Annotated in this window: 25 protein-coding genes; 21 read left to right on the forward strand and 4 right to left on the reverse strand. The window is 69.7% G+C overall.

Translation table 11 applies throughout. From position 1 onward, the window contains the following. The first annotated feature begins 322 nt into the window (after nt 1–322). From ACFCV8_RS10385 to ACFCV8_RS10470, 18 genes are all read left to right on the forward strand, one after another. A complete protein-coding gene (locus tag ACFCV8_RS10385) occupies nt 323–1,426 on the forward strand; it encodes an LCP family protein (protein ID WP_376684885.1) in 1,104 nt (367 codons plus the stop codon). Nucleotides 1,427–1,578: 152 nt separating this feature from the next. Then, nucleotides 1,579–1,806: a 50S ribosomal protein L31 gene (gene rpmE / locus ACFCV8_RS10390; protein ID WP_376684886.1), complete on the forward strand. Its 228-nt coding sequence runs from the start codon at nt 1,579–1,581 to the stop codon at nt 1,804–1,806. Between the two features lie 156 nt (nt 1,807–1,962). Continuing rightward, the gene (prfA, locus tag ACFCV8_RS10395) at nt 1,963–3,039 is read left to right on the forward strand and encodes a peptide chain release factor 1 (protein WP_376684887.1); all 1,077 of its coding nucleotides are present in this window, start codon (nt 1,963–1,965) and stop codon (nt 3,037–3,039) included. Nucleotides 3,040–3,083: 44 nt separating this feature from the next. Next, nucleotides 3,084–3,929 (forward strand): peptide chain release factor N(5)-glutamine methyltransferase, encoded by an 846-nt coding sequence (gene prmC / locus ACFCV8_RS10400; protein ID WP_376684888.1) that lies wholly within the window; start codon nt 3,084–3,086, stop codon nt 3,927–3,929. A 70-nt stretch (nt 3,930–3,999) separates the two neighbouring features. Beyond that, nucleotides 4,000–4,647, forward strand: coding sequence for an L-threonylcarbamoyladenylate synthase (locus tag ACFCV8_RS10405; RefSeq protein ID WP_376684889.1), 648 nt, complete (start codon nt 4,000–4,002; stop codon nt 4,645–4,647). Continuing rightward, nucleotides 4,644–5,285, forward strand: a complete 642-nt coding sequence (locus tag ACFCV8_RS10410) for a protein-tyrosine-phosphatase (protein ID WP_376684890.1) — start codon at nt 4,644–4,646, stop codon at nt 5,283–5,285. The genes ACFCV8_RS10405 and ACFCV8_RS10410 overlap by 4 nt, the downstream gene beginning before the upstream one ends. A gap of 157 nt (nt 5,286–5,442) precedes the next feature. Then, complete coding sequence (glyA, locus tag ACFCV8_RS10415; RefSeq protein WP_376684891.1) at nt 5,443–6,702, forward strand: serine hydroxymethyltransferase; 1,260 nt, start codon at nt 5,443–5,445, stop codon at nt 6,700–6,702. A gap of 144 nt (nt 6,703–6,846) precedes the next feature. Beyond that, on the forward strand, nt 6,847–8,241 hold the full coding sequence (locus tag ACFCV8_RS10420; RefSeq protein WP_376684892.1) for an MraY family glycosyltransferase: 1,395 nt from the start codon (nt 6,847–6,849) through the stop codon (nt 8,239–8,241). Between the two features lie 264 nt (nt 8,242–8,505). Next, nucleotides 8,506–8,943 carry a hypothetical protein gene (locus ACFCV8_RS10425; protein WP_376684893.1) on the forward strand — a complete coding sequence of 146 codons (438 nt, stop codon included), beginning with the start codon at nt 8,506–8,508 and terminating at the stop codon, nt 8,941–8,943. Nucleotides 8,944–9,153: 210 nt separating this feature from the next. Further along, nucleotides 9,154–9,990 carry a F0F1 ATP synthase subunit A gene (gene atpB, locus ACFCV8_RS10430; RefSeq protein ID WP_376684930.1) on the forward strand — a complete coding sequence of 279 codons (837 nt, stop codon included), beginning with the start codon at nt 9,154–9,156 and terminating at the stop codon, nt 9,988–9,990. 72 nt (nt 9,991–10,062) lie between these two features. Continuing rightward, a complete protein-coding gene (gene atpE / locus ACFCV8_RS10435) occupies nt 10,063–10,290 on the forward strand; it encodes an ATP synthase F0 subunit C (protein WP_030386954.1) in 228 nt (75 codons plus the stop codon). Nucleotides 10,291–10,328: 38 nt separating this feature from the next. Continuing rightward, nucleotides 10,329–10,877, forward strand: a complete 549-nt coding sequence (locus tag ACFCV8_RS10440) for a F0F1 ATP synthase subunit B (RefSeq protein ID WP_376684894.1) — start codon at nt 10,329–10,331, stop codon at nt 10,875–10,877. After that, entirely contained in the window at nt 10,874–11,689 is an 816-nt protein-coding gene (locus ACFCV8_RS10445; protein WP_376684895.1) for a F0F1 ATP synthase subunit delta, read from the forward strand. Before ACFCV8_RS10440 ends, ACFCV8_RS10445 begins: the two co-directional genes overlap by 4 nt. A gap of 138 nt (nt 11,690–11,827) precedes the next feature. Then, complete coding sequence (atpA, locus tag ACFCV8_RS10450; RefSeq protein ID WP_376684896.1) at nt 11,828–13,399, forward strand: F0F1 ATP synthase subunit alpha; 1,572 nt, start codon at nt 11,828–11,830, stop codon at nt 13,397–13,399. Between the two features lie 3 nt (nt 13,400–13,402). Then, complete coding sequence (locus ACFCV8_RS10455; RefSeq protein WP_376684897.1) at nt 13,403–14,317, forward strand: F0F1 ATP synthase subunit gamma; 915 nt, start codon at nt 13,403–13,405, stop codon at nt 14,315–14,317. Beyond that, on the forward strand, nt 14,317–15,759 hold the full coding sequence (atpD, locus tag ACFCV8_RS10460) for a F0F1 ATP synthase subunit beta (RefSeq protein WP_376684898.1): 1,443 nt from the start codon (nt 14,317–14,319) through the stop codon (nt 15,757–15,759). Before ACFCV8_RS10455 ends, atpD begins: the two co-directional genes overlap by 1 nt. Nucleotides 15,760–15,870: 111 nt before the next feature. Continuing rightward, nucleotides 15,871–16,245, forward strand: a complete 375-nt coding sequence (locus ACFCV8_RS10465) for a F0F1 ATP synthase subunit epsilon (protein WP_093898532.1) — start codon at nt 15,871–15,873, stop codon at nt 16,243–16,245. Between the two features lie 156 nt (nt 16,246–16,401). Next, complete coding sequence (locus ACFCV8_RS10470) at nt 16,402–16,848, forward strand: DUF2550 domain-containing protein (protein ID WP_376684931.1); 447 nt, start codon at nt 16,402–16,404, stop codon at nt 16,846–16,848. A 139-nt stretch (nt 16,849–16,987) separates the two neighbouring features. Here the strand turns inward: ACFCV8_RS10470 and ACFCV8_RS10475 are convergent, their stop codons facing one another. The 3 genes from ACFCV8_RS10475 to ACFCV8_RS10485 form a co-directional block, all read right to left on the reverse strand. Beyond that, the gene (locus ACFCV8_RS10475) at nt 16,988–18,868 is read right to left on the reverse strand and encodes a glycosyl hydrolase family 18 protein (protein ID WP_376684899.1); all 1,881 of its coding nucleotides are present in this window, start codon (nt 18,866–18,868) and stop codon (nt 16,988–16,990) included. A 168-nt stretch (nt 18,869–19,036) separates the two neighbouring features. Continuing rightward, nucleotides 19,037–19,687, reverse strand: a complete 651-nt coding sequence (locus ACFCV8_RS10480; RefSeq protein ID WP_376684900.1) for a response regulator — start codon at nt 19,685–19,687, stop codon at nt 19,037–19,039. Beyond that, nucleotides 19,684–20,880 carry a sensor histidine kinase gene (locus ACFCV8_RS10485; RefSeq protein ID WP_376684901.1) on the reverse strand — a complete coding sequence of 399 codons (1,197 nt, stop codon included), beginning with the start codon at nt 20,878–20,880 and terminating at the stop codon, nt 19,684–19,686. Before ACFCV8_RS10485 ends, ACFCV8_RS10480 begins: the two co-directional genes overlap by 4 nt. Nucleotides 20,881–21,040: 160 nt before the next feature. Between ACFCV8_RS10485 and ACFCV8_RS10490 the strand changes: the two genes are divergently transcribed. After that, the gene (locus ACFCV8_RS10490) at nt 21,041–21,586 is read left to right on the forward strand and encodes a hypothetical protein (RefSeq protein WP_376684902.1); all 546 of its coding nucleotides are present in this window, start codon (nt 21,041–21,043) and stop codon (nt 21,584–21,586) included. 50 nt (nt 21,587–21,636) lie between these two features. Here the strand turns inward: ACFCV8_RS10490 and ACFCV8_RS10495 are convergent, their stop codons facing one another. Beyond that, complete coding sequence (locus tag ACFCV8_RS10495) at nt 21,637–22,209, reverse strand: cob(I)yrinic acid a,c-diamide adenosyltransferase (RefSeq protein WP_376684903.1); 573 nt, start codon at nt 22,207–22,209, stop codon at nt 21,637–21,639. Between the two features lie 201 nt (nt 22,210–22,410). Here ACFCV8_RS10495 and ACFCV8_RS10500 point away from each other — a divergent pair, with 201 nt between their 5' ends. Then, complete coding sequence (locus ACFCV8_RS10500) at nt 22,411–23,259, forward strand: 3-hydroxyacyl-CoA dehydrogenase family protein (protein ID WP_376684904.1); 849 nt, start codon at nt 22,411–22,413, stop codon at nt 23,257–23,259. A 225-nt stretch (nt 23,260–23,484) separates the two neighbouring features. Beyond that, nucleotides 23,485–23,808 carry an STAS domain-containing protein gene (locus tag ACFCV8_RS10505; RefSeq protein ID WP_362621836.1) on the forward strand — a complete coding sequence of 108 codons (324 nt, stop codon included), beginning with the start codon at nt 23,485–23,487 and terminating at the stop codon, nt 23,806–23,808. Nucleotides 23,809–23,894: the final 86 nt, after the last annotated feature.

Here is a 23,894-nt window from a genome sequence, read left to right on the forward strand (position 1 = left end):
CCCCCGTCACTTCGGTGACGGGGGCGGCCCTGTGTCGTACGCCGTGTCCGTTCCGAGACCTTTGCCACATCGCGGGTGGACTCCAAGGGTCGGTGAGATGGCTGTACCGGTCAAGAAACCGCAGGTGAGCGGGGGGTCACGGGGTGTCCGCGCGAGCCGGAAGTCCGCTATGTCCTCACGTGGACGCAACAGGTGGCTGTGCAACCCTTTTTGGTAGGAAGACGTCGCACGAAGTACTGACAAGTCCGTGTTGTTGACGTTTCCGTACCCGTACACCGCTGCTTGGGGGTAGCCGGGGAAGGCCGAGGACCGAAGGAGACCCATGACCGAGCAGAACGGGAGCGGCGGCCGAATACGCCCCACCGGCAAGCGCCGGAAGAAGCCCTCCCGCCGCCGCAGGGCGACGGTGATAGCCGCCTGGACCCTGGCCGGAGCCGTGGTCGTCGGCGGCGCCGGACTGGGATACGCGTACCTCAGGCTCGACGGCAATCTGAAGTCCGTCGACATCAACGCGGCCCTGGGCAAGAACCGCCCCGACAACGTCGACAACGGCTCCCAGGACATCCTCGTGCTCGGCTCGGACTCCCGCTCCGGCGCGAACGCCGCGTACGGCGCCGACGAGGGCACCGCACGCTCCGACACCGCGATGGTCCTGCACGTCGACAAGGGCCACCGGACGGCCTCCGTCGTCTCCATCCCGCGCGACACCCTCGTCACCCGCCCCGACTGCGTCGGCGACACCACCGGGCAGACCGTCCCCGGCCAGCAGCGCGCGATGTTCAACACCGCGTACGAGGTCGGCGGACCGGCCTGCGCGGTCAAGACCGTCGAGGCCATGTCCGGCATCCGCATGGACCACTACCTCGAGGTCGACTTCACCGGCTTCAAGAAGCTCATCGACCAGCTGGGCGGCGTGAAGATCACCACCACCGCCCCGATCGACGACCCCAAGAGCCACCTCAAGCTCGACGCCGGCACCCACACCCTCGACGGCGAGCAGTCGCTCGGCCTGGTCCGCACCCGCAAGAGCGTCGGCGACGGCAGCGACCTCGGCCGCATCCAGCTCCAGCAGGCGTTTATCAAGGCACTGATGGAACAGGTCAAGAGCGTCGGAGTGTTCTCCAACCCGAAAACCCTGTTCGACCTCGCGGACACCGCGACCAGGACCGTCACCACCGACTCCGACCTCGGCTCGGTGAAGGAGCTCACCTCCTTCGCCAACGGCCTCAAGGGCCTCGGAGCGAAGAACGTCCACATGGTCACCCTGCCCGTGGAGTACGACCCCGCCGACCCGAACCGCGTCGTACCGCTGGAGCCCGGCGCCGCACAGGTCTGGGCCGCACTCGCCCAGGACCGGGCGATCCCCGCCTCCGCCACCGAGCACTCGGCGGGCGACAAGGGCGCCGCGGGCGGCGTCGTCCGCTGACCGCACCCCTTGCCGGGGCCGGGGAATAGTTCCGTACCGCCCCCGGTTTTGGGAGATACGGCCGGTCCTGGCAGACTGGTACGTCGGCCCCGGTTCACGGACGCGCAATCCGCGCGTGCGACCCGGCGCCCTCCCGAACCTAGGAGAAACCCTTGAAGCGCGACATCCACCCCGAGTACGCCGAGACGCAGGTCAGCTGCACCTGTGGCGCGTCGTTCACCACCCGGAGCACCATCGAGGGCGGCACCATCCGCGCCGACGTCTGCTCCGAGTGCCACCCGTTCTACACGGGCAAGCAGAAGATCCTCGACACCGGTGGCCGTGTGGCCCGCTTCGAGGCCCGCTTCGGCAAGGCTGCTTCCGGCTCCGCCAGCAAGTAGCGAGCCACTGCGCCGGTTCCTGGCGCCCTCTTCCGGGGGCGTCGGGACCGGCGTTTTTTCCGGCCGGGGGTGCCCGGGCCCGTCCCCGTACCCCCGCCCGGCCGGAATCACGCCGTCCAGCAGGCACGCCCGAGTGAAGAAAACAGGAGCCCGAAGATGTTCGAGGCGGTCGAGGAACTGATCGGCGAGCAGGCCGATCTGGAGAAGCAGCTCGCGGACCCGGCGGTCCACGCCGACCAGGCCAACGCGCGCAAGCTCAACAAGCGCTACGCCGAGCTGACCCCGATCGTCGCGACGTACCGCTCCTGGAAGCAGTCCGGCGACGACATCGAGACGGCCCGCGAGTTCGCCGCCGACGACCCCGACTTCGCCGCCGAGGTCAAGGAGCTGGAGAAGCAGCGCGAGGAGCTCACCGAGAAGCTCCGGCTGCTCCTGGTCCCGCGCGACCCCAGCGACGACAAGGACGTGCTCCTGGAGATCAAGGCGGGCGCGGGCGGCGACGAGTCCGCCCTGTTCGCCGGCGACCTGCTGCGCATGTACCTGCGCTACGCCGAGCGGGTCGGCTGGAAGACCGAGATCATCGACTCCACCGAGTCCGAGCTGGGCGGCTACAAGGACGTCCAGGTCGCGGTGAAGACCAAGGGCGGCAACGGCGCCACCGAGCCCGGCCAGGGCGTGTGGGCCCGGATGAAGTACGAGGGCGGGGTGCACCGCGTGCAGCGGGTGCCCTCCACCGAGTCGCAGGGCCGCATCCACACCTCCGCCGCCGGTGTGCTCGTCACGCCCGAGGCCGAGGAGGTCGACGTGGAGATCCACGCCAACGACCTGCGCATCGACGTCTACCGCTCCTCCGGCCCCGGCGGCCAGTCCGTCAACACCACGGACTCCGCCGTCCGCATCACCCACCTGCCGACCGGCGTCGTCGCCTCCTGCCAGAACGAGAAGAGCCAGCTCCAGAACAAGGAGCAGGCCATGCGCATCCTGCGCTCCCGCCTGCTCGCCGCCGCCCAGGAGGCCGCCGAGCAGGAGGCCTCCGACGTACGCCGCAGCCAGGTGCGCACGGTCGACCGGTCCGAGAAGATCCGCACGTACAACTTCCCGGAGAACCGGATCTCGGACCACCGCGTCGGCTTCAAGGCGTACAACTTGGACCAGGTGCTCGACGGCGACCTGGACGCAGTGATCCAGGCGTGCGTCGACGCCGACTCCGCCGCCAAGCTCGCCGCCGCGTGAGCCGAGACCGCCCCGCCCGCCCGTAGACCGTACGGAGAACCGCGATGAACCTGCTGCTCGCCGAGGTGGCCCAGGCCACCCAGCGGCTGGCCGACGCCGGTGTGCCCTCGCCGCGATTCGACGCGGAGGAACTCGCCGCGTTCGTCCACGGCGTCAAGCGGGGCGAGCTGCACCGGGTGCCGGACGCGGACTTCGACGCCCGCTACTGGGAGGCCATCGCCCGCCGCGAGGCCCGCGAACCCCTCCAGCACATCACCGGCCGCGCCTTCTTCCGCTACCTGGAGCTCCAGGTCGGCCCCGGTGTCTTCGTCCCCCGCCCGGAGACCGAGTCGGTCGTCGGCTGGGCGATAGACGCGGTGCGCGCGATGGACGTGGTCGAACCCGTCGTCGTCGACCTGTGCAGCGGCTCCGGCGCCATCGCGCTGGCCATCGCCCAGGAGGTGCCCCGCTCGCGGGTGCACGCCGTCGAGCTCTCCGACGACGCCCTCGTCTGGACCCGGAAGAACGCCGACGGCTCCCGCGTCACCGTCCACCAGGGCGACGCGCTGACCGCCCTGCCCGAGCTGGACGGCCAGGTCGACCTGGTCATCTCCAACCCCCCGTACATCCCGCTCACCGAGTGGGAGTACGTGGCGCCCGAGGCCCGCGACCACGACCCCGAGATGGCCCTGTTCTCCGGCGAGGACGGCCTCGACACCATCCGCGGCATCGAGCGCACCGCGCACCGTCTGCTGCGCCCCGGCGGCCTCGTCGTCATCGAGCACGCCGACACCCAGGGCGGCCAGGTGCCGTGGATCTTCGCCGAGGAACGCGGCTGGGCCGACGCGGCCGACCACCCCGACCTGAACAACCGGCCGCGGTTCGCCACGGCCCGCAAGGCCCTGCCGTGACCGGCGGCCGCGCCCCGCACCCGTACCCGCCCCACCCGTCATACCCGTACACGCTTGAGGAGGCCGGCTGATGGCTCGGCGATACGACTGCAACGACGCGACCGACCGCACGACGGGCCTGCGTGAGGCCGCGTCGGCCGTCCGCCGCGGCGAACTGGTCGTGCTGCCCACCGACACGGTGTACGGAATCGGCGCGGACGCCTTCAGCTCCGAGGGCGTCGCCGACCTGCTGGCGGCCAAGGGCCGCGGCCGGAACATGCCCACCCCCGTGCTGATCGGCTCCCCGAACACCCTGCACGGACTGGTCACCGACTTCTCCGAGCAGGCCTGGGAGCTCGTCGACGCCTTCTGGCCCGGCGCCCTCACACTCGTCGCCAAGCACCAGCCCTCGCTCCAGTGGGACCTCGGCGACACCCGCGGCACCGTCGCCATCCGGATGCCGCTGCACCCGGTCGCCATCGAGCTGCTCACGGAGGTCGGCCCGATGGCCGTCTCCAGTGCCAACCTCACCGGCCACCCGGCCCCCGAGAACTGCGACGCCGCCCAGGAGATGCTCGGCGACTCCGTCTCCGTCTACCTGGACGGCGGGCCGACGCCCGGCATCGTGCCCTCGTCGATCGTCGACGTCACCAGCAAGGTCCCCGTGCTGCTGCGCGCCGGAGCGGTCTCCGCCGACGAGCTGCGCAAGGTGGTACCCGACCTCGAGGTGGCCAATTGACCGCCCCTGAGGGGCGTGGCATAGCGGGGCGGTCCGACGCTTTCCGCATCCTCCACGTCAGCACCGGCAACGTCTGCCGCTCACCGATCACCGAGCGGCTGACCCGGCATGCCCTGGTGGACCGCCTCGGCGATCCGCTGGGCGGCGGGCTGATCGTGGAGAGCGCGGGCACCTGGGGCCACGAGGGCGCGCCCATGGAGGCGAACGCCGAGATCGTGCTGGCCGACTTCGGCGCCGACACCACCGGCTTCGTCGGCCGCGAGCTGCTCGACGAGCACGTGATCCGCGCCGACCTGGTGCTCACCGCCACCCGCGACCACCGCGCGCAGGTGATCTCGATGGGTCACTCGGCCGGTCTGCGGACCTTCACCCTCAAGGAATTCACCCGGCTGGTCCGGGCGATAGACCCCGCCACCCTGCCCGACCCGCTCGACGAAGGCGTTGTCGAGCGCGCCCGCGCGCTGGTCCGCGCCGCCGCCGCGCTGCGCGGCTGGCTGCTGGCCCCCACCGTCGAGGCCGACGAGGTCCACGACCCGTACGGCGCCCCGATCACCTTCTTCCGGTCCATCGGCGACGAGATCAACCAGGCCCTCGACCCGGTCCTCACCGCCCTGACCGGCGTTCCCGCGCCGCACTGAGCGCAACGCCGCCCGCGCCGCCACGACGGGCGGAGCGACCACGGCGGGCCCTCGGGGCCGACCGGTGCGCCCCGGCGCCGTACAGCGGGCAGGAGAGCCGCCCCCGGCCTACATTGGGAGCTGACGCCAGCGCCCCCTCCAGGCCCGGAGCATCCCGATGCCGGTCACCACCCCCGCCGCACCCCCGTCCGGCCCGGCCCTGCCCCAGGACCCCGCCGCCCTGCTCCGGGACGATCCGGAGATCGCCGCCGTGCTCCTGGCCGAGCTGCACCGCCAGTCCGGCACCCTGCAGCTGACCGCCGCCGAGAACTTCACCTCGCCCGCGGTCCTCGCCGCCCTGGGCTCCCCGCTCGCCAACAAGTACGCCGAGGGCTACCCCGGCGCCCGCCACCACGGCGGCTGCGAGCAGGCGGACGCCGCCGAACGCATCGCCTGCCGCCGCGCCACCGCCCTCTTCGGCGCCGAGCACGCCAACGTCCAGCCGCACTCCGGCTCCTCCGCGGTCCTCGCCGCGTACGCCGCGCTGCTGCGCCCCGGCGACACGGTGCTCGCCATGGGACTGGCGTACGGCGGACACCTCACCCACGGCTCGCCCGCCAACTTCTCCGGCCGCTGGTTCGAGTTCGTCGGCTACGGGGTGGACTCCGAGAGCGGCCTGATCGACTACGAACAGGTCCGCGCCCTGGCCCGCGCCCACCGGCCCAAGGCGATCGTGAGCGGCTCCATCTCCTACCCCCGCCATCCCGACTACGAGCGGTTCCGGGAGATCGCCGATGAGGTGGGCGCGTACTTCATCGCCGACTCCGCGCATCCGATGGGCCTGATCGCCGGGGGAGCGGCGCCCAGCCCGGTGCCGTACGCCGACGTGGTCTGCGCGACCACGCACAAGGTGCTGCGCGGGCCGCGCGGCGGGATGCTGCTGTGCGGCGCGGAACTGGCGGAGCGGATCGACCGGGCGGTCTTCCCGTTCACCCAGGGCGGCGCCCAGATGCACACCGTCGCGGCGAAGGCCGTCGCGTTCGGGGAGGCGGCCACCCCGGCGTTCACCGCGTACGCCCATCGGGTGATCGCGCACGCCCGGGTGCTGGCGGCCGGCCTGGAGGCGGAGGGCTTCGACGTCACCACGGGCGGTACGGACACCCACCTGATCGTCGCGGACCCGGCCCCGCTGGGCGTCGACGGACCCACCGCCCGGGCCCGGCTGGCGGCGGCCGGTGTGGTGCTGGACACCTGCGCGCTGCCGTACGGGGACACCCGGGGCATCCGGCTCGGCACGGCGGCCGTCACCACCCAGGGCATGGACGACGCCGACATGGCACGGCTGGCGGTGCTCCTCGGGCAGGCGGTGCGCGAGGAGGGCGACGTCCGCGCCGAGATCCACGCACTGGCCGCGGAACATCCGCCCTACCCGGGGTGACCCGGGGGTGACGGACGGTGGGGTTCCGCGGTGCGGAACCGGCCGGCCCGGGCGTGGTGTCCTTGATGGTGAGGCCTGTGCAGCGCGGCCGTCCGGGGAGCCCGGACGGTTTAGGGTGTGGGCTGAGATGGCCGGCGAAATCTGTTGGGGCAGCCCGTGCGTGATTACCTGCTGACGCTCTGCGTCACGGCCGCGGTGACGTATCTGCTGACCGGTCCGGTGCGTAAGTTCGCCATCGCGGTCGGAGCGATGCCCGCGATCCGTGCGCGCGACGTCCACCGGGAGCCCACTCCGCGGCTCGGCGGCATCGCCATGTTCGGCGGGCTCTGCGCCGGGCTGATCGTCGCGGCCCATCTCCACAACCTCGAATGGGTCTTCCAGCTCTCCACCGAACCGCGTGCGCTGCTCTCCGGGGCCGCGCTGATCTGGCTGATCGGTGTGCTCGACGACAAGTTCGAGATCGACGCCCTGATCAAGCTCGGCGGGCAGATGATCGCCGCCGCCGTCATGGTCCTGCAGGGTCTGACGATCCTGTGGCTGCCGATCCCCGGCGTGGGCACCGTCGCGCTCACCCAGTGGCAGGGCACGCTGCTCACGGTCGCGCTGGTCGTCATCACCATCAACGCGGTCAACTTCGTCGACGGGCTCGACGGGCTCGCGGCGGGCATGGTGTGCATCGCGGCGGCGGCGTTCTTCCTGTACACGTACCGGCTCTGGTACGGGCACATGATCGAGGCGGCGGCCCCGGCGACGCTCTTCGCGGTGATCCTGATGGGCATGTGCCTGGGCTTCCTGCCGCACAACATGCACCCGGCCCGGATCTTCATGGGCGACTCGGGCTCGATGCTGATCGGCCTGGTGCTGGCGGCCGGGGCGATCTCCGTCACGGGGCAGGTCGACCCGGACACGATGAAGCTCTTCGCGGGCAGTGAGCGCGAGGCCACCCACGCGATGCTGCCGGTCTTCATCCCGCTGCTGCTGCCGCTGACGATCATCGCGATCCCGGCCGCGGACCTGGTGCTGGCGATCGTGCGCCGTACCTGGAACGGGCAGTCGCCGTTCGCGGCCGACCGGGGCCATCTGCACCACCGGCTGCTGGAGATCGGCCACTCGCACAGCCGGTCCGTGCTGATCATGTACTTCTGGTCGGCCCTGATCGCCTTCGGGGCGGTCGGCTACTCGGTGCACTCGACGTCGTTGTGGATCGTCCTGGTCATCATGGGGATGAGCACGATCGGGCTCGTCCTGCTGCTGATGCCGCGGTTCACCCCGCGGGCGCCGTACTGGGCGGAACGCTTCGTTCCGCCCCGTTACCGCCACCGTCGCGCCGGAGGAGGGGCTTCCGGTACGGAACCCCCGTCGACCGTCGCGACGGGCCCCGAGGGGCCGGGGGAGCGGACGGGTCACGTGGGGCGCACGGAGCCCGAGAGGCAGGAGCGCACCCCGGTCGTCGTGGGGGTGTCGGGCGTCAACGGAGCGACCGCCATAGGCCCCCGTTCGCGTCTTTCGGACAGAAACAAGGCCGAAAGCGCGCGCTGAGAATCAGGGCAGTTCGGGGCAATAGCAGACAGCGATATGGGTTGTCTCGCTCACATGCGCAACTTCATCCTCACGTGTGACAGTAAGCACACGTTCCGAGTAAAGGCCTCACCAAATAGTTTGTGATACCGTTCACGAAGCCTGGTGGCGGGGCCGAAGGACTTGAGTAGAAACGGTTCATCGGCCCGAGGCCATCGTCCCGCCCCGGGCCTACGCTCGTCCATGACGACACACTGCCCACCCCCTGCAAGCGGAGCTGCCGCCATGCCGTCCAACGACGCCCGGACTCTCCTCCAAGCCGCCGTACCCACTGCTGCCGCCGGCGCTGTCGCCGTCGCGATCAGTGCTGGTGTCGCGGGCGGCAAGGGAGCCCTGGGCGCACTCGTGGCGACGCTCGTGGTGATCCTCTTCATGGGGATCGGGCTGCTCGTCCTGCAGCGGACCGCGAGGTCCCTGCCCCACCTCTTCCAGGCCATGGGGCTGATGCTTTACACGGCTCAGCTTCTCCTGATGTTCATCTTCGTGGCCGCATTCAAGAACACGACGCTGTTCAACCCGAAGGCATTCGCGATCACCCTGGTGGCGATGACCCTCGTGTGGATCGGCGCGCAGACGCGTGCACACATGAAGGCCAAGATCCTTTACGTCGAGCCCGAGTCCGACAAGGCGGAAAAGCCCAAGAACACGGGCTCGAAGTCGTGAAGGGTAGGGGCGGGATAAGCGCAGGTTCAAGACCCTGCTATCGTCCGGTTCCAACTGCGGCATTGCGGGCGCGGGCATGTGAGCTGACGCCTGCTCGATCGCGAGGCTCAATGCCTGACTGCCGCTCACACATCCGTAACACCAGTCCAGTGCCGAACCGCGGCTTCGCGCCGCGCCGACACAACGAGGTTGCCGTACCTATGCGCCACGCTGAAGGAGCCCGCGGTGAGTGCTGACCCGACACAGGTGCTCGCCTTCGAGACCGATTGCCACATCTTCTCCGGTTGTGGTTTCCCGGGTCCTGGCCTGCACTCATTCCTGTTCGAGCCGATCTTCGGTGACGCGGACAGCAACATCTACTTCAACAAGACGATGCTGCTGGCGCTCCTCGGTACGGTCATCATCGTCGGCTTCTTCTGGGCCGCCTTCCGTAAGCCGAAGGTCGTTCCGGGCAAGCTGCAGATGGTCGCCGAGGCCGGGTACGACTTCGTGCGCCGCGGCATCGTCTACGAGACGCTCGGGAAGCGCGAGGGCGAGAAGTACGTCCCGCTGATGGTCTCGATCTTCTTCTTCGTGTGGATGATGAACCTCTGGTCGATCATCCCGCTCGCCCAGTTCCCGGTGACGTCGGTCATCGCCTACCCGGCAGGGCTGGCTGCGATCGTCTACATCCTCTGGATGAGCATCACGTTCAAGCGCCACGGCTTCGTCGGTGGCTTCAAGAACCTGACGGGCTACGACAAGTCGCTCGGCCCGGTGCTCCCGCTGGTCATGGTCATCGAGTTCTTCTCGAACGTCCTGGTCCGGCCCTTCACGCACGCGGTCCGACTCTTCGCGAACATGTTCGCCGGTCACACGCTGCTGCTGCTCTTCACCATCGCGAGCTGGTACCTGCTCAACGGCATCGGTATCGCCTACGCGGGCGTCTCGTTCGTGATGGTCATCGTGATGACCGCCTTCGAGCTGTTCATCCAGGCTGTTCAGGCGTACGTCTTCGTGCTCCTGGCGTGCGCCTTCATCCAGGGCGCTGTCGCCGAGCACCACTGATCGCGCCTCCCTTACCCCCAGTCGTCCGGTGGCCAACCCCCACCGGTCCGTGAAAGAGAAGGAAGAACTGGCATGTCCCAGACCCTTGCCGCCGTCACCGGTTCCCTCAGCTCCGTCGGTTATGGCCTGGCCGCCATTGGCCCCGGCGTCGGCGTCGGCATCATCTTCGGTAACGGCACCCAGGCGCTCGCCCGTCAGCCCGAAGCTGCCGGCCTGATCCGCGCCAACCAGATCCTCGGCTTCGCCTTCTGTGAGGCGCTCGCCCTCATCGGTCTGGTCATGCCGTTCGTCTACAGCTGACGAACCGCGACTAGTCCGTTCCGACGAAAGGCACTGATGTGAACCCCCTGGTTCAGCTCGCGGCCGAAGCCGAGGTGGAAAACCCCCTCATTCCGCCGATCCCTGAGCTCGTCATCGGTCTGATCGCCTTCGTCATCGTCTTCGGCTTCCTCGCCAAGAAGCTCCTCCCGAACATCAACAAGGTTCTGGAAGAGCGCCGCGAGGCCATCGAAGGCGGTATCGAAAAGGCCGATGCGGCCCAGACCGAAGCCCAGAGCGTGCTCGAGCAGTACAAGGCTCAGCTCGCCGAGGCCCGCCACGAGGCCGCGCGCCTGCGCCAGGAGGCGCAGGAGCAGGGCGCCGTGATCCTGCAGGAGATGCGGGCCGAGGGCCAGCGGCAGCGCGAAGAGATCATCGCTGCCGGTCACGCCCAGATCGAGGCCGACCGCAAGGCCGCGGCCTCCGCGCTGCGTCAGGACGTGGGCAAGCTCGCCACCGACCTGGCCGGCAAGCTCGTCGGTGAGTCCCTGGAGGACTACGCCCGGCAGAGCGGCACCGTCGACCGATTCCTCGACGAGCTCGAGGCGAAGGCCGAGGCTGTCCGATGAACGGAGCGAGCCGCGAGGCACTGGCTGCCGCACGTGAGTCCCTCGACGCGCTGACCGACAACACGTCGGTCGACGCGACGAAGCTCGCCGAGGAGCTGGCCGCCGTGACGGGGCTGCTCCACCGCGAGGTCTCCCTGCGGCGGGTCCTGACCGACCCGTCGCAGCCCGGCGAGGCCCGGGCGGAGCTGGCCGGACGGCTGCTGCGCGGTCAGGTGGGCGGCGAGACCGTCGACCTGGTCTCCGGCATGGTCCGCTCCCGCTGGTCGCAGTCGCGCGACCTGGTCGACGCGGTCGAGGAGCTGGCGAACACCGCCGACCTCACCGCGGCCCAGCGCAGCGGAGACCTCGACGACGTCGAGGACGAGCTGTTCCGGTTCGGCCGGATCGTCGCGTCCGACAAGGCACTGCGCGCCGCGCTGACCGACCGGTCGGCGTCCGCCTCCGCCAAGGGCCAGCTGCTGCACAGCCTGCTCGGCGGCAAGGCCAGGGCCACCACCGAGCGCGTCGTCACGCGGCTTGTCACCCAGCCGCGCGGACGTAGCCTGGAAGAGGGACTGGAGTCCCTTTCCAAGCTGGCCGCGGACCGCCGGGAGCGCATGGTCGCGGTCGTGACGTCGGCGGTGCCGCTGAGCGATCAGCAGAAGCAGCGCCTCGGCGCCGCGCTGGCGAAGATCTACGGACGCCAGATGCACCTGAACCTCGACGTGGACCCGACGGTCCTCGGCGGGATCGCGGTGCAGGTCGGTGACGAGGTCATCAACGGCACCATCGCGGACCGCCTCGACGAGGCGTCCCGTCGTATGGCCGGCTGACCGACGCCGCGCAGCAACAGAACAGAGCAAGACCAGCGGCCCGGTTGGGCCGTGCAGAAATTGCAGAAGATTCCTGGGGGTCGGCCCCCAGACCCCCTTAAGAAACTTCGGGCCCAACAAGGAGAGCAGGGAACCCAGATGGCGGAGCTCACGATCCGGCCGGAGGAGATCCGGGACGCGCTGGAGAACTTTGTCCAGTCGTACAAGCCGGACGCGGCCTCGCGCGAGGAGGTCGGTACGGTCAGCGTTGCCGGCGACGGCATCGCGAAGGTCGAGGGTCTTCCCTCGGCCATGGCGAACGAGCTGCTGAAGTTCGAGGACGGCACCCTCGGTCTCGCCCTCAACCTCGAGGAGCGCGAGATCGGTGCGATCGTCCTCGGCGAGTTCAGCGGTATCGAGGAGGGCCAGTCGGTGCAGCGCACCGGCGAGGTGCTCTCCGTCGGCGTCGGCGAGGGCTACCTCGGCCGCGTCGTCGACCCGCTCGGCAACCCGATCGACGGTCTCGGCGAGATCGCGACCGACAGCCGCCGCGCCCTTGAGCTGCAGGCCCCTGGCGTCATGGTCCGCAAGTCGGTGCACGAGCCGATGCAGACCGGCTACAAGGCCGTCGACGCCATGGTGCCGATCGGCCGCGGCCAGCGTCAGCTGATCATTGGTGACCGTCAGACCGGCAAGACCGCTCTGGCCGTCGACACGATCATCAACCAGCGCGACAACTGGCGCTCGGGCGACGTGAACAAGCAGGTGCGCTGCATCTACGTCGCCATCGGTCAGAAGGGCTCCACCATCGCCTCGGTGCGCGGTGCCCTCGAAGAGGCCGGTGCACTGGAGTACACGACCATCGTCGCCGCCCCGGCGTCCGACCCGGCCGGCTTCAAGTACCTCGCGCCGTACACCGGTTCGGCCATCGGCCAGCACTGGATGTACCAGGGCAAGCACGTCCTGATCATCTTCGACGACCTCTCGAAGCAGGCCGACGCCTACCGCGCCGTGTCGCTTCTGCTGCGCCGCCCGCCGGGCCGCGAGGCCTACCCGGGCGACGTCTTCTACCTCCACTCGCGTCTGCTGGAGCGCTGCGCCAAGCTCTCCGACGACATGGGCGCCGGTTCGATGACGGGTCTCCCGATCGTCGAGACGAAGGCCAACGACGTGTCGGCGTTCATCCCGACCAACGTCATCTCCATCACCGACGGCCAGTGCTTCCTGGAGTCCGACCTGTTCAACGCCGGTCAGCGCCCGGCCCTGAACGTCGGTATCTCGGTCTCCCGCGTGGGTGGTTCCGCCCAGCACAAGGCCATGAAGCAGGTCTCCGGCCGACTCCGCGTGGACCTCGCCCAGTACCGCGAGCTGGAGGCGTTCGCCGCCTTCGGTTCCGACCTGGACGCGGCCTCGAAGGCGTCGCTGGAGCGCGGTAAGCGCATGGTCGAGCTGCTGAAGCAGGGCCAGTACCAGCCGATGCCCGTCGAGGAGCAGGTCGTCTCCGTCTGGGCCGGCACCACCGGCAAGATGGACGACGTCCCGGTCCAGGACATCCGCCGCTTCGAGGGCGAGCTGCTGGAGTACCTGCGCCGCGAGCGCAAGGACCTCCTGACCAGCATCCGCGAGGGCGGCAAGATGTCCGACGACACGCTGCAGTCGATCGCCGACGCGATCGCCTCCTTCAAGCAGCAGTTCGAGACCGCGGACGGCAAGCTGCTGGGCGAGGGCTGATCGATGGGCGCTCAGCTTCGCGTTTACAAGCGCCGCATTCGCTCCGTCTCCGCCACGAAGAAGATCACCAAGGCGATGGAGATGATCGCCGCCTCGCGCATCGTCAAGGCGCAGCGCCAGGTGGCGGCATCCACGCCGTACGCGACCGAGCTCACCCGTGCGGTGACCGCGGTGGCGACCGGCTCCACCACCAAGCACCCGCTGACGACCGAGGCCGCCACCCCGGCCCGGGCCGCGATCCTGCTCATCACGAGCGACCGCGGTCTGGCCGGCGGTTACTCCTCCAACGCCATCAAGGCCGCGGAGCGACTGACCGAGCGGCTCCGGGGCGAGGGCAAGGAGGTCGTCACCTACGTGATCGGCCGCAAGGGCGTCGCCTACTACGGCTTCCGTGAGCGCCAGATCGCGGACTCGTGGACCGGCTTCACCGACAGCCCGACGTACGCGGACGCCAAGCGGGCCGCGGCGCCGCTGATCGAGGCGGTCACCCAGGAGACCGCCGAGGGCGGTGTCGACGAGCTGCACATCGTCTTCACGGAGTTCGTGTCGATGATGACGCAGAACCCGATCGACGACCGGATGCTGCCGCTCAGTCTCGGTGCGACGAAGGACGAGGACGGCAAGGGAGAGATCCTGCCGCTGTTCGAGTTCGAGCCGTCGGCGGAGGACGTTCTCGACGCGCTGCTTCCGCGGTACGTCGAGAGCCGGATCTACAACGCACTGCTGCAGGCCGCTGCTTCCGAGCACGCCGCCCGCCGCCGCGCGATGAAGTCCGCCACCGACAATGCCGGTGAGCTCATCAAGACGCTCTCCCGGCTTGCCAACGCGGCCCGCCAGGCCGAAATCACCCAGGAAATCAGCGAGATCGTCGGTGGTGCCAGTGCGCTGGCCGACGCGACCGCGGGGAGTGACAAGTAATGACGACGACAGTTGAGACGGCCGTTGCCACGGGCCGCGTCGCCCGGGTCATCGGCCCGGTCGTCGACGTGGAGTTCCCCGTCGACGCGATGCCGGACATCTACAACGCGCTGACCGTCGAGGTGGCCGACCCGGCCGAGGACGGCAAGCTCAAGACGCTGACCCTGGAAGTCGCGCAGCACCTCGGCGACGGTGTGATCCGCGCGATCTCGATGCAGCCGACCGACGGCCTGGTCCGCCAGGCCCCGGTGACCGACACGGGCGAGGGCATCACCGTCCCCGTCGGTGACATCACCAAGGGCAAGGTGTTCAACACCCTCGGCGAGATCCTGAACAAGCCGGAGGCCAACGCCGAGGTCACCGAGCGCTGGGCGATCCACCGCAAGGCGCCCAACTTCGACCAGCTCGAGTCCAAGACCGAGATGTTCGAGACCGGCGTCAAGGTCATCGACCTTCTCACCCCGTACGTCAAGGGTGGAAAGATCGGTCTGTTCGGTGGTGCCGGTGTCGGCAAGACCGTTCTGATCCAGGAAATGATCTACCGCGTGGCCAACAACCACGACGGTGTGTCGGTGTTCGCCGGTGTCGGCGAGCGCACCCGTGAGGGCAACGACCTCATCGAGGAAATGGCCGACTCGGGCGTCATCGACAAGACGGCGCTCGTCTTCGGCCAGATGGACGAGCCCCCGGGCACGCGTCTTCGCGTTGCGCTGGCCGGTCTGACCATGGCGGAGTACTTCCGCGATGTGCAGAAGCAGGACGTGCTCTTCTTCATCGACAACATCTTCCGGTACACCCAGGCCGGCTCCGAGGTGTCCACCCTGCTCGGCCGTATGCCGTCCGCGGTGGGTTACCAGCCGAACCTGGCCGACGAGATGGGTCTGCTGCAGGAGCGCATCACGTCGACCCGTGGTCACTCGATCACCTCGATGCAGGCGATCTACGTCCCCGCGGACGACCTGACCGACCCGGCCCCGGCCACCACGTTCGCCCACCTCGACGCGACGACGGTTCTTTCCCGTCCGATCTCCGAGAAGGGCATCTACCCGGCCGTGGACCCGCTGGACTCCACGTCCCGCATCCTGGACCCGCGCTACATCGCGCAGGACCACTACGACGCCGCCATGCGCGTCAAGGGGATCCTCCAGAAGTACAAGGACCTCCAGGACATCATCGCCATCCTCGGTATGGACGAGCTGGGCGAGGAGGACAAGCTGGTCGTCCAGCGTGCCCGCCGTGTCGAGCGCTTCCTGTCGCAGAACACCCACGTCGCCAAGCAGTTCACCGGCGTGGACGGTTCGGACGTGCCGCTGGACGAGTCGATCGCCGCGTTCAACGCGATCTGCGACGGTGAGTACGACCACTTCCCCGAGCAGGCGTTCTTCATGTGCGGTGGCATCGAGGACCTCAAGGCCAACGCCAAGGAGCTCGGCGTCTCCTGAGCCCATGGCTCACCGAGGGGGGGGCGGGCGCGTCCCGTCCCCCTCACCACGCCCCTTAGAATTGACCCAACACCCGGCACAACCGCCGGGTGGTGACCCGAGGAGCCACCCTTGGCTGCTGAGCTGCACGTCGAGCTGGTCGCCGCGGACCGCAGTGTCTGGTCCGGCGAGGCCACCCTGGTCGTCGCGCGCACCACGTCCGGCGACATCGGCGTCATGCCCGGTCACCAGCCGCTTCTGGGTGTGCTGGAGTCGGGCCCGGTGACCATCCGTACGAGCGACGGCGGCACTGTCGTCGCCGCTGTGCACGGCGGATTCATCTCGTTCGCGGACGACAAGCTCTCGCTGCTCGCGGAGATCGCCGAGCTTGCGGACGAGATCGATGTCCAGCGCGCCGAGCGTGCGCTGGAGCGTGCGAAGTCGGACACGGACGCCGCTTCCGAGCGGCGCGCCGAAGTGCGACTGCGCGCGGTGGCGGTGCGCTAGCGCACCGCGACAACGTAGCTTTACCCTCAGCCGCGGCCCGAGCTGGAGAACCCCTCCAGACCGGGCCGCGGCTGAGGCGATGCAGGTGCAGGTGCAGATGCGGTTTGTTGGACCGGGCGGTATTCGTTACTCGACGACGCGAGGAGGTCGGTGGAGATGTTCCTCGCGCTGTGGGTGGGCGGTCTGGTCGTCGCCCTGATTCTGGTGGCGCTCTTCGTCTTCGGCCTGCGCCGACGGCTGATCCAGCGTTCCGGCGGGACGTTCGACTGCAGTCTGCGGTGGAACATCCCGGAGGAGCCCGACCTCTCGGGCAAGGGCTGGGTGTACGGCGTCGCCCGGTACAGCGAGGACCGGATCGACTGGTTCCGGGTCTTCTCGTACGCGCCTCGCCCGCGCCGCGTCCTGGAGCGTGCCTCGATCGAGGTGGTCGCCCGGCGGCTGCCCGAGGGCGAGGAGGAGCTGGCGCTCCTGTCCGACGCGGTGGTGCTCGGCTGTCTCCACGAGGAGACCCGCCTGGAGCTGGCCATGAGCGAGGACGCGCTGACCGGTTTCCTCGCCTGGCTGGAGGCGGCGCCGCCCGGCCAGCGGGTGAACGTGGCCTGAGCGCCGCGGGGCCCGTACCGGGGCCCTTGGCAGAGATGTGAGAAGCCGGGGAGACAGGGGGCGGACCTGTCTCCCCGGCTGCTTTGCGGGGTGGTGCTGTGCGGTGCCGGTGGGGGGTTTGCCCGGACCGCGCGGGGGGTTACTTCAGGCCGCTGTTGATGGCGCTGACGAGCTCGCCGTTGGCGGTGTCACCACTGAACTCCCAGAAGAACGCGCCACCCAGGCCCTGGTTCTTCGCCCAGCTCATCTTCGAGGTGATGGTGGCGGGGGTGTCGTAGCTCCACCAGTTGGTGCCGCAGTGGGCGTAGGCGGTGCCGGCGACGGTGCCGGTGGCCGGGCAGCTGTTCTTGAGGACCTTGTAGTCCTCGATGCCCGCTTCGTAGGTGCCGGGGGCGGCTCCGGTGGCGGTGCCGCCGGGGGCGTCCTGGGTGACGCCGGTCCAGCCGCGGCCGTAGAAGCCGATGCCGAGGAGCAGCTTGGAGGCGGGGACGCCCTGGGTCTTCAGCTTGGCGATGGCGTCGGCGGAGTTGAACCCGGCCTGCGGGATGCCGTCGTACGAGGTGAGCGGGGAGTGCGGGGCGGTCGGGCCCTTGGCGTCCCAGGCGCCGAAGAAGTCGTACGTCATCACGTTGTACCAGTTCAGGGACTGGGCGGCGCCGGCGTAGTCGGTAAGGTCGATCTTGCCGCCGTCGGAGCCGTCGGCCGTGATGGCGGCGGTCACCAGGTAGTCCTTGCCGAACTTGGTGCGCAGCGCGGAGGTGAGGCCCTTCAGCGCGGCCGGGCCGCTGGTGTCGCAGGTCAGGCCGCAGGCGTTGGGGTACTCCCAGTCGATGTCGATGCCGTCGAAGACATCGGCCCAGCGGGGGTCCTCCACCAGGTTGTAGCAGGACTCGGCGAACGCGGCCGGGTTCTTCGCGGCCTCACCGAAGCCGCCGGACCACGTCCAGCCGCCGAACGACCACAGGACCTTGATGTGCGGGTACTTCGCCTTGAGCTTGCGCAGCTGGTTGAAGCTGCCGCGCAGCGGCTGGTCCCAGGTGTCGGCGACGCCGTCGACGGACTTGTCGGCGGTGTAGGCCATGTCGTAGTCGGCGTACGAGTCACCGATCGTGCACTTGCCGCCCTGGACATTGCCGAAGGCGTAGTTGATGTGCGTGATCTTCGCGGCGGAACCGGAGGTGTCCAGGTTCTTGACGTGGTAGTTGCGCCCGTAGACGCCCCAGTCGGTGAAGTAGCCGAGGTTGACCTTGCCGCCGGTGCCCGGGTCGGGGTTGCCGCCGCCACCGCCGGTGGTGTGCACCTTGACCGCGCCGCTGACCGGACCGGTCTGACCCGCGGTGTCACGGGCCTGCACGGTGTACGAGTAGTCGGTGCCGGCCTTGAGGCCGGAGTCGGTGTACGTGGTGCCGGTGACCGTCGAGACGACCGCGCCGTCCCGCAGGACGTCGTAGTTCTTGACGCCGTTGTCGTCGGTCGCGGCGGTCCAGCTCAGCTTGACCGAGGTGTCGGTGACGGCGCTCGCGGTGGGGGTGCCGGGGGCCGAGGGGGCGTTGTCGCCCGGAACGCTGCCGCCGTCGCAGGAGGCGCCGTTCAGCTTGCAGCCGGTGGGGGCGCCGGTGCCGGTGCCGTTGAAGCCGAAGCTGACGGAGGCGCCGGGGGCGACCGTACCGTTCCAGCCGAGGTTCTTGGCGGTCCAGTGGGTTCCGGAGCTGGTGACGGTGGCGTCCCAGGCGGAGCCGACCGCGGTGCCGGAGGGGAAGTCCCACTCGATGGTCCAGGAGGACAGCGCGGAGGTGCCGGTGTTCTTCACCGTCCACTGGCCCTCGAAGCCGCTGCCCCAGTCGGACTTCTTGACGAAGGAGGCGGTCGCCGAACCGGCGGCCTCGGCGGGGGCGGCCAGGCCGACCATCGCGGCGAGTGGAAGCAGCAGCGCGGTGAGGCCCGCGACCGCCCTGCTTCTGGTGGCTCTGCCGGTCCCGAGTCTGAATCGGGTCCGGCGTAGGGGGTTTTCAGTGCTCAACGGTGCTCCTCGGGTGAGGTCCGGACAATCGGGGGTGGTCCGTGGACTGCAACCCTGCGCCGCCCAGAGCACGTCTTGTCATGGCGTGCTCACCGCAGTGTGTCCGGTGAGATTAGGAAGGTCTGGACCAATCGTCAAGAGGTCTGGACCAAAGACCAGTTCTAAACCTCAGACACCCAACTCCTGTGCCAGGACGGCCGCCTGGACCCTGCTGCGCAGCCCCAACTTCCCCAGCAACCTGCTCACATGGGTCTTCACGGTGGCCTCCGCCATCGACAGCCGGAGGGCGATCTCCGCGTTCGACAGCCCCTCGCCGAGGCAGCCCAGTACCTCTCGCTCCCGTCGCGTGAGGGCGTCGAGCACCCCCGGATCGGGGGCGTTCGCCGGGGCCGCCACCGCGCCGCCGGCGAACTCGGCGATCAGCCGACGCGTCACGGCCGGGGCGATCAGCCCCTCGCCGCGGGCCACCGTGCGGACGGCCTCGAGCAGATCGTGCGCGTTGGTGTTCTTCAGCAGGAAGCCCGCGGCCCCCGCCCGCAGCGCCCCGAAGACGTACTCGTCCAGGTCGAACGTGGTGAGCACCAGGACGTCCGCGAGCCGCTCGGCCACCACCCGCGCGGTCGCCGACACCCCGTCCAGCCGCGGCATCTGCACATCCATCAGCACCAGATCCGGCCGGAGTTCACGGGCCAGCCGCACCGCCTCCTCGCCGTCCCCGGCCTCGCCCACCACCTCGATGTCCGGCGCGCTGCGCAGGATGAGCACCAGCCCCGCGCGTACGGCCGACTGGTCCTCGGCGACCACAACCCGGATCGTCATCGTCCGGACACCCCTTCCTCCACGGGCAGTTCCGCCCGTACCCTCCAGATGTCCCCGCCGCCGGTGGCGGTCGACGGGCCCGCGTCGATCGTGCCGCCCAGCAGCGCCACCCGCTCCCGCATCCCCACCAGTCCGGCCCCCGAACCCGGCGCGCGCGGCCCGTCGCGCACCCCGAGCACACTGCTGACCTCCACCGTGAGCAACGGCCCGCGCTGCCCGAGCCGCACCGTGACCGGGCCGGGCGCGGCGTGCTTGAGCGCGTTCGTCAGGGACTCCTGGACGATCCGGTACGCGGCCAGCTCGACCGGCGCGGCCAGCGGGCCCCGCTCCTCCCGGGCGTCCTCGAAGACGCAGCTCAGCCCGCTGGACGCGGCGTTGGTACGGGCCTGCTCGACCAGTGCGTCCAGCGAGGTGAGGGTGGGGGAGGCGGCGGGCTCCACGGCGGCGTCGCCGGTGCGCAGCAGCCCGATGAGGCGGCGCATCTCCGCGAGGCCGTCGACGCTGTTCTCCCGGATCACCCCGAGCGCCCCGCGTGAGGTCTCCGGGTCGTCGATGGAGAGCGCGGCGGTGGAGTGGATGGCGATCGCGGAGAGGTGGTTGGCCACCATGTCGTGGAGTTCGCGGGCCATCCGGGTGCGCTCGGCGGTGACGGCCTGGGCCCGGTCCATCTCGGCCAGCAGCGCGGTCTGCTCGGCGTGCAGCCGGGCCGTCTCGGCGGCGTCCCGGTGGTTGCGGACGCTCACCGCGGTGAGGGACGGGAGGAACGAGACCATGGCCGTGACGACGCCGATGAGCAGGGCCTGCGGATTGCGGAACCAGGCCAGGAAGCCGACCGTGACCGCGACCGTGATCAGGAACGTGGTCACCGGGATGCGGCGGGCGGCGGACGGTTTCCCGTACAGCACGGCCGCGTAGACCAGGTCCGTGAACATCAGGACCGTCGCCAGGTTCCCGACCGTGAACTGGTCCGCGACCAGCGCGAACGTACCGATGACCAGCCCTGTCTGCGGGGCGGTCCTGCGGAGCAGCTCGAGGCCGGACACGACGGCGAGCGGCACCAGGCAGACCCAGGGGGCCATGAGCGCCCGGTTCCCCTGGAGGTGCAGGCCGAACAGCCACAGGAGCACGCCCCCGGACAGGCCGAGTACGGCCAGGAGCACGTCGTGGCGGTGCGGGCGGAAAGGGATGGACACGTTCCCATCCAACACGCCGAACGACGCCCCGGCCTCGTGTCCCGGGGGGAGGAGCCAGTACATCGAAGGATGCAGTGCCGGTTCGTCATCGCCGACGACGATCGCGCCCCGGACGGCCGGAATGCTGGGAGGACGAGGGGGAGAGGAAAGGAGAGGCGCCGTGATCGTCACGCTGATCGTGATCTGCGAGGTCGCCTTCTGGGTGCTGCTGGCGGCCGGGCTGGCCCTGCGGTACCTGGCGAAGAAGCCCACGCTCGGGGCGGCCGTGCTGCTGTGCGAGCCGCTGCTGGAGCTGGTCCTGCTGGTGGTGACGGCCATCGACCTGAAGAACGGGGCGCAGCCCGACTGGAAGCACGGGCTCGCCGCGGTCTACATCGGTTTCACGGTGGGGCTCGGCCACTCCACGATCCGCTGGGCCGACGCCCGGGTCGCCCACCGCTTCGCGGGCGGCCCGCCGCCGGTGAAGCCGCCGAAGTACGGCATGGCGCGCGCCGCGCACGAGTGGCGGGTCGCCGGACGCTGGACGGTGGCGGCGGTGACCGCGCTGGCGCTGCTCCAGGCGGCCGCCTGGTACGTGGGCGGGGACGGCGACGTCTCCTCGCTGCGGGCGTGGCAGCAGAAGATGCTGTGGGTCATCGGGATCAACCTGGTCATCGCCGTGGGCTACACGGTGTTCCCGAAGCAGGAGCCGAGGGCTTCTGGCTGACACCGGACGGGCCCGTCACGGGGGTACGGGCCCGTCCGGACCACCCCCCGCTACCGCTCGCCGCCCGGCACCCACAGCACGTCCCCGACCTCCTTGTTCGCCGTCCTCGCGAGGATGAACAGCAGGTCGGAGAGGCGGTTGAGGTACGTGGCGGTCAGCGCGTTCATCACGTCTCCGTGCACCTCCAGTGCCGCCCAGGTGGACCGCTCCGCGCGCCGGACCACCGTGCACGCCTGGTGCAGCAGCGCCGCCCCGGGCGTTCCGCCCGGCAGGATGAAGCTGCGCAGCTTCTCCAGCTCCGCCAGGAAGCGGTCGCAGTCCGCCTCCAGCTTGTCGACGTAGCTCTGCTCCACCCGCAGCGGCGGGTACTTCGGATCCTCGACGACCGGGTTCGACAGATCGGCGCCCACGTCGAACAGGTCGTTCTGCACGCGGACGAGGACCTTCACGAGCTCCTCGGGAAGCTGCCCGAGCGCGATCGCGGTCCCGATGACCGCGTTGGCCTCGTTGGTGTCGGCGTAGGCGGAGATCCGCAGATCGGTCTTGGCGGTGCGGCTCATGTCGCCCAGAGCGGTGGTGCCCTGGTCGCCGGTGCGGGTGTAGATACGTGTCAGATTGACCATGCCGTCAGCGTAACTACGCCCGGCGCGCCGCCGGATGACCCGTGCCGGTGTGATGTCCGTCATGTGAGACGTGACGCGCATCTCTTCAGGGCCCCAGCGCCCCTCACGGGTACTAATCTCCGCCGGAGAGCATGTGAACAAGCGTTAAAGGCCGTGCAGGGACCAGCTGCAGAGGCGAACACGAAACCAAGGGGTGCAGACGTGGCCAGGAAGCTCGCCGTCATCGGAGCCGGACTCATGGGGTCCGGCATCGCGCAGGTCTCCGCCCAGGCGGGCTGGGACGTGGTGCTGCGCGACGTCACCGACGAGGCCCTGGCCCGCGGCCGCGGCGGCATCGAGGCGTCGTACGGCAAGTTCGTCTCCAAGGGCAAGCTGGACGCCGCGGACGCCGAGGCCGCGCTCGCCCGCATCACGACCACCACCGACCTCGACGCGGTCGCCGACGCGGACGTCGTCGTCGAGGCCGTCTTCGAGAAGCTGGAGGTCAAGCACGAGATCTTCCGCTCCCTCGACAAGATCGTCCGGGACGACGCGGTCCTCGCCTCCAACACCTCCGCCATCCCGATCACCAAGATCGCGGCCGTGACGGAGCGCCCCGAGCGCGTCGTCGGCGTGCACTTCTTCTCGCCGGTCCCGATGATGCAGCTCTGCGAGCTGGTGCGCGGTTACAAGACCAGCGACGAAACCCTCGCCACCGCACGGGAGTTCGCCGAGTCCGTCGGCAAGACCTGCATCGTCGTCAACCGCGACGTGGCCGGCTTCGTCACCACCCGGCTGATCTCGGCACTCGTCGTCGAGGCCGCCAAGCTGTACGAGTCGGGCGTCGCCTCGGCCGAGGACATCGACATCGCCTGCAAGCTCGGTTTCGGCCACGCCATGGGCCCGCTCGCCACCGCGGATCTGACCGGCGTGGACATCCTCCTGCACGCCACGGGCAACATCTACACCGAGTCGCAGGACGAGAAGTTCGCGGCCCCGGAGCTGATGCGCCGGATGGTGGACGCTGGTGACATCGGCCGCAAGAGCGGGCAGGGCTTCTACACGTACTGATCGTTTTCGTTCCTCCGGGGGCTGATCCGCCGTCGGTCAGCCCCGGAGGTCCGGGGAAGCAGCCCCGGGAACCGTGGACCCGATCCGGCCCTCGGTCACTCCACGGGGTGAATTCGGTATCGGTTCGCTTACAGACGGAAACTTCCCTGTCTCTGCCGGAGTCAGTTGTGGCAGAGACAGAACAGACAGACGAACCTTGCTACGGAGCATTCCAGGGGAGCGCATATGCACATCAGGGGCGACCACGCCGAACTGGTCGTCGGGGGCCGCCTCGACGTCCGAAGCGCGGCGGACGCCCGTACGGCCCTGCACTCCGCCCTCGACGACGGAGCCGGCGACCTGGTGCTCGACCTGACCGAGCTGGACTCCTGGGACGCCACCGGACTCGGCGTCATCATGGGCGCCCACCGGCGGGCCGGCCGAGCCGGGCGGCGGCTGGTGCTCCGCGGGGTGCCGCCGCAGATGCAGCGCCTCCTGGTGGCGACCCGGCTGCATCGCATTCTGGCCATCGAGGGCGGAATCGCCGCCGACTCGCTGCCCCGGGTGTAAGCGGGTCCGGCCGAGCGGCCCCCGCTCGCGCACCGCGGACGGACCACCGCATATCCGTACGGAACGCGCGCTTCGGGCGGTGCGGC

It is taken from the genome of Streptomyces sp. NPDC056347 (assembly GCF_042262625.1).
In the GTDB taxonomy this organism is placed as follows: Bacteria; Actinomycetota; Actinomycetes; order Streptomycetales; family Streptomycetaceae; genus Streptomyces.

Bases quoted from the DNA above. Each gene is read 5' to 3' on its own strand.
- prfA (WP_376684887.1), top strand. From the start codon at position 1,963: ATGTTCGAGGCGGTCGAGGAACTGATCGGCGAGCAGGCCGATCTGGAG.
- ACFCV8_RS10405 (WP_376684889.1), top strand. From the start codon at position 4,000: ATGGCTCGGCGATACGACTGCAACGACGCGACCGACCGCACGACGGGC.
- ACFCV8_RS10455 (WP_376684897.1), top strand. From the start codon at position 13,403: ATGGGCGCTCAGCTTCGCGTTTACAAGCGCCGCATTCGCTCCGTCTCC.
- ACFCV8_RS10505 (WP_362621836.1), top strand. From the start codon at position 23,485: ATGCACATCAGGGGCGACCACGCCGAACTGGTCGTCGGGGGCCGCCTC.
- ACFCV8_RS10425 (WP_376684893.1), top strand. From the start codon at position 8,506: ATGCCGTCCAACGACGCCCGGACTCTCCTCCAAGCCGCCGTACCCACT.
- atpD (WP_376684898.1), top strand. From the start codon at position 14,317: ATGACGACGACAGTTGAGACGGCCGTTGCCACGGGCCGCGTCGCCCGG.
- ACFCV8_RS10495 (WP_376684903.1), bottom strand. From the start codon at position 22,209: ATGGTCAATCTGACACGTATCTACACCCGCACCGGCGACCAGGGCACC.
- glyA (WP_376684891.1), top strand. From the start codon at position 5,443: ATGCCGGTCACCACCCCCGCCGCACCCCCGTCCGGCCCGGCCCTGCCC.
- ACFCV8_RS10480 (WP_376684900.1), bottom strand. From the start codon at position 19,687: ATGACGATCCGGGTTGTGGTCGCCGAGGACCAGTCGGCCGTACGCGCG.
- atpA (WP_376684896.1), top strand. From the start codon at position 11,828: ATGGCGGAGCTCACGATCCGGCCGGAGGAGATCCGGGACGCGCTGGAG.
- ACFCV8_RS10445 (WP_376684895.1), top strand. From the start codon at position 10,874: ATGAACGGAGCGAGCCGCGAGGCACTGGCTGCCGCACGTGAGTCCCTC.
- ACFCV8_RS10385 (WP_376684885.1), top strand. From the start codon at position 323: ATGACCGAGCAGAACGGGAGCGGCGGCCGAATACGCCCCACCGGCAAG.
- atpE (WP_030386954.1), top strand. From the start codon at position 10,063: ATGTCCCAGACCCTTGCCGCCGTCACCGGTTCCCTCAGCTCCGTCGGT.
- ACFCV8_RS10470 (WP_376684931.1), top strand. From the start codon at position 16,402: ATGTTCCTCGCGCTGTGGGTGGGCGGTCTGGTCGTCGCCCTGATTCTG.
- prmC (WP_376684888.1), top strand. From the start codon at position 3,084: ATGAACCTGCTGCTCGCCGAGGTGGCCCAGGCCACCCAGCGGCTGGCC.